Source organism: Pedobacter sp. (assembly GCF_045628745.1).
Classification (GTDB): Bacteria; Bacteroidota; Bacteroidia; order Sphingobacteriales; family Sphingobacteriaceae; genus Pedobacter.
Genome location: NZ_JAZQPU010000209.1, coordinates 1 through 2,094 on the forward strand (window position 1 = coordinate 1; position 2,094 = coordinate 2,094).

A 2,094-nucleotide genomic window follows, 5' to 3' on the forward strand; every position below is an offset into this window, starting at 1 on the left:
AGGCGGAACCAGGCTAACTACAACCATTAGCCTGCCAGAACTTAATGCGGAGACCTTCACTAATGATGGGTTAATGGTGTATATCTATCCAGACAATGGCATCAACGAATACAGACAATTACCCTTTGTATTTGACGGTCAGTCGTATAGCTACTCTGCAAGAGAAGGATCTATAACTGTGGACATTCAAACCAGCACTGGAAATGGCACACCTGCAAGACCTCAGGTTCCAGTAGGCTTATGGGTGGTGATCGTAACCAGTACTTTATATTAAGGTTGGGTGTTAATTAAGCCCTGCGTCTTCTATCGCCACCACCACTATTTCCACCTTCACGTCTTCCAGCGCCACTAGTGCCTCTGTCCTCACGACTTCTACCAGAGAAGTCCTTGAATCCACCACCACTGTTGCCACCTTCACGTCTGCCAGCACCGCTTCCGCTTCCACCTTCACGACGGTTTCCACCACCGCTATAGCTTCTTCTTTCACCACCGCCACCAAAACTACGTTTTCTGTCGCTTCCACCTTCACGTCTGCTGCTTTCAGGAGCATCGCCAGATTTCTCAATCCTTACGCCACGGTTGTTAAACTGAACCTCTTTGAAGTTGCTGAATAAAGCATCAACACTAGCGTCTTCCACTTCGAAGAATGAATAAACACCTTTAAGGTCAATTTTACCAACGCTTTTACCGCTGATTTTACCGTTGTTACATACGAAAGATAATAAATCACCTCTGGTAAATTCATCTACCGAACCTAAGTTGATAAACAAACGAGTGTAACCTTCACTATTTCTAGATCCGCGTTCGCCACGTTCACCACGCTCACCACGTTCGCTACGATCATCTGCAGAAGCATTAAGATCAGGCGCATTTTTGTAGTATTCTAAAAAGCGGTTAAACTCTAAAGATGCAAAACGTTTGATTACTTCTTCTTTAGATAATTCAGCAAACTCGTCCATAATCCTAGGGATGTATTGTTCGATTTGTGCTTCGTTAACTTCAACATTGTTTACCTTATGAACTAAAGAGAACCATTGTTTTTCACAAACATCAAAACCTGTAGGCAATTCAGCTTTTGTAAACTGTTTACCAATGATTCTTTCAATCTGACGGATTTTACCAGTTTCTTTAGCGTTGATGATACAGATTGAAATACCTGTTTTACCTGCACGACCAGTACGGCCACTACGGTGGGTATAACTTTCAATTTCATCAGGTAAAGAGTAATTGATAACGTGCGTAACGTTGTTTACGTCAATACCACGTGCAGCAACATCAGTAGCAATTAATAATTGCATGTGTCTGTCGCGGAAACGTTGCATTACTTTATCACGTTGTTGTTGAGAAAGGTCACCATGTAAAGCATCAGCATTGTAACCATCTTTGATTAAATGTTCTGCTACATCTTGCGTATCCATTTTGGTTTTACAAAATACAACGGCAAAAATTTCAGGGTTAAAATCTACAATACGTTTAAGTGCTGCATATTTATCTCTTGCTTTAACAATGTAATATTCGTGTTCAATATTAACGTTACCTGCATTTTTAGTACCCATAGTCAACTCAATAGGGTTGTCCATGTAGTTTTTAGCTATTCTTCTAACCTCAGGAGGCATAGTTGCAGAGAATAACCAAGTTTTTTTATCATCTGGTGTAGTAGACAAAATATCGTTAATGTCTTCCTGGAAGCCCATGTTTAACATTTCATCAGCCTCGTCTAAAACTACATATTTCACATTTGAGAAATCTATAGCTTTACGGCCAATAATGTCTAACATACGACCTGGTGTAGCAACAACTATCTGTACACCGATTCTGATCTCACGTAATTGCTGCATGATGTTTGCACCACCGTAAACGGCAACAACATTAGCACCTGAGATGTTTTTTGAGAAATTCTTGATGTCGCTCGTAATCTGTAGGCAAAGCTCTCTCGTAGGGCATAAAATCAACGCCTGAGGCTTATTGCTTTTAAAGTCTATCAATTCTAACAGCGGCAAGCCAAATGCGGCTGTTTTTCCTGTACCTGTTTGGGCCAAACCAACAAAATCATTAACGCCCTCTAACAGTACAGGAATACTTTGTTCCTGAATA

1 protein-coding gene and 1 pseudogene are annotated in these 2,094 nt (G+C 40.9%); one reads left to right on the top strand and one right to left on the bottom strand.

Going from position 1 to position 2,094, the window contains the following annotated elements:
• Nucleotides 1–274, top strand: a pseudogene (locus tag ACR2F7_RS07985) (hypothetical protein); the annotation flags it as partial.
• A 13-nt stretch (nucleotides 275–287) separates the two neighbouring features.
• On the opposite strand, the gene ACR2F7_RS07990 reads toward ACR2F7_RS07985, so the two are convergent.
• Nucleotides 288–2,094, bottom strand: a 1,807-nt coding sequence (locus tag ACR2F7_RS07990) for a DEAD/DEAH box helicase (RefSeq protein WP_432713056.1), incomplete at its 5' end; no start/stop codon positions are given.